General features: G+C 63.3%; 1 protein-coding gene and 2 pseudogenes. All 3 read left to right on the top strand.

The window, feature by feature from the left end; genetic code table 11:
- Positions 1-1294, top strand: a pseudogene (locus tag WEA77_RS11530) (DNA-directed RNA polymerase subunit beta'); the annotation flags it as partial.
- Between the two features lie 452 nt (positions 1295-1746).
- Positions 1747-2118: a 30S ribosomal protein S12 gene (gene rpsL, locus WEA77_RS11525; RefSeq protein WP_011647831.1), complete on the top strand. Its 372-nt coding sequence runs from the start codon at positions 1747-1749 to the stop codon at positions 2116-2118.
- Positions 2119-2133: 15 nt separating this feature from the next.
- Positions 2134-2406, top strand: a pseudogene (locus WEA77_RS11520) (30S ribosomal protein S7); the annotation flags it as partial.

Raw genomic sequence — 2406 nt, 5'->3', positions numbered from 1 at the left:
CATGCAGGTGGAAATCGTCGACGGCGAAGGCCGCACGCGCCAGTCGTTCCGTCCGGCCTATGGCACGCGCCTGATGGTCAAGGACGGTGCTAAGGTTGCACCCGGGCTGCTGCTCGCTGACTGGGATCCCTTCGCCCAGCCGATCGTTTCGGAAGTCGGCGGTCACGCCCGCTTCATCGACCTCGCAGACGGCACGACCATCCGTGAAGAGACCGACGAAGCGACCGGCATCTCGGCCCGCGTCGTCATCGACCCGCGCTCGTCTTCGAAGGCCGCCGACCTCAAGCCGACGATCCAGATCATTGGCAAGGATGGCAAGCCGGTGAAGCTGCCGAACGGTTCGTCCGCCTCCTACGTGCTGTCTGTCGGCGCGATCCTCTCCGTTTCCGACGGCGACAAGATCGAGCCTGGCGACACGCTGGCCCGTGTCACGACCGGCGGCGCGAAAACGAAGGACATCACGGGCGGTCTGCCGCGCGTGGCAGAACTCTTCGAAGCGCGCCGTCCGAAAGATCATGCGATCATTGCGGATGTCGACGGCCGCGTCGAATACGGCCGCGACTACAAGAACAAGCGCAAGGTCACGATCGTTCCGATGGAAGAGGGCAAGCCCCCGATCGACTACCTGGTTCCGAAGGGTAAGCACCTCGCGGTGCAGGACGGCGACTTCATCAAGCGCGGCGAGTTCCTGATGGACGGCAACCCCGCCCCGCAGGACATCCTGTCCACGCTCGGCGTCGAAGCGCTTGCCAACTACCTGATCGACGAAGTGCAGAAGGTCTACCGCCTGCAAGGCGTGCCGATCAACGACAAGCACATTGAGGTGATCGTTCGCCAGATGCTGCAGAAGGTCGAGATCGTCGATGGCGGGGACACCCCGTTCATCGTCGGCGAGCATATCGACGTAGGGGACTTCGAAGAGGCCAACGATACGGTTCGCCGTTCGCGCAAGAAAGACCAGGTCGAGGCGACATCAACGCCGCTGCTGCTTGGTATCACCAAAGCCTCGCTCCAGACCAAGAGCTTCATCTCGGCCGCCTCGTTCCAGGAAACGACCCGCGTGCTGACCGAAGCGGCTGTCCAGGGCAAGATCGACACGCTCGAGGGCCTGAAGGAAAACGTCATCGTCGGCCGTCTGATCCCGGCCGGTACCGGCGGCGGTATCCGCCAGTTCCGCCGGGTGGCTGCCGAACGCGATGCGAAGCTCAAAGCCAAGCGCGCCGCCGCCATGGCCAAGGCCGAGGAAAGCCTCGTGCTTACCGGCTTGCCGGCGCCGGACAAGACGGGCGCCTGATCGCCCGCCTGACCGCCCGCCTGACCGCTTGAAACCAACGCAAAAGCCTGCCAGTTCTGGCAGGCTTTTTAATTTCTGGACGGACTTCGGATGCATTTCTCGAAAGCTGACCTGGCCGGGGCAGGGTGCGCGGCCGCCGCCGTCGCGCTGATCGCCTGGATGTGTTTCCGCAGCTGGGGCGGTATTTTGCCCTTCTAGGGGCCATCAGGGGCCTTCTGTTTACGCTCTTGCAACGGCTGCGCGCCCTTGACGCGCCGTCCGCGCGCGTCTACACGCCGCCACATCGTCAGAGAGGTAAACGGGCGTTTCGCCCCGCAAGCCGCACCGGCCGCAGCGATGCACCGGTCAATCTGGCCCCCAAATTCCCGCCGTCCCGGATGCCATGTCAGGCCTTCGGGGCAGTTGTCATTATCGGCCCCCGGGCCACAACGCATGAAGAGACATCAGGCCCGATGCCGACTATCCAGCAGCTGATCCGCAATCCGCGCGAGCCCAAGCGCACCCGTACGAAAACGCCGGCCCTTAAGGCCTGCCCGCAGCGCCGCGGCGTTTGCACGCGCGTCTACACCACCACCCCGAAGAAGCCGAACTCGGCGCTTCGCAAAGTGGCCAAGGTGCGGATGACCTCCGGATTTGAATCGCTGTGCTATATCCCCGGCGAAGGCCACAACCTTCAGGAGCACTCGGTCGTGCTCATCCGCGGCGGCCGCGTGAAAGACCTTCCGGGCGTGCGCTACCACATCGTGCGCGGCGCCCTCGATACCCAACCCGTCAAGAACCGTAAGCAGCGCCGCTCGCACTACGGCGCCAAGAAGCCGAAGTAAGAGGTCCAGAGCTCCATGTCCCGTCGTCACCAAGCCGAGAAGCGCGTTGTCCTCACGGATCCTAAGTACAAGGATCTCGTGGTTTCGAAATTCATGAACCAGATCATGCGCGACGGCAAAAAGTCGGTCGCTGAACGCATTGTATATGGTGCGTTCGAGCTGGTCGAAACCCGCTCGAAAAAGAACCCGGTAGAAGTCTTCCACAATGCTCTGGAAGCGGTTGCGCCTTCGGTTGAAGTGCGCTCGCGCCGCGTCGGGGGGGCAACCTATCAGGTTCCGGTCGAAGTC

Origin of the sequence: Hyphomonas sp. (genome assembly GCF_040882205.1) — a bacterium.
In the GTDB taxonomy this organism is placed as follows: Bacteria; Pseudomonadota; Alphaproteobacteria; order Caulobacterales; family Hyphomonadaceae; genus Hyphomonas.
This window is presented reverse-complemented; position numbering and strand designations above follow the sequence as displayed.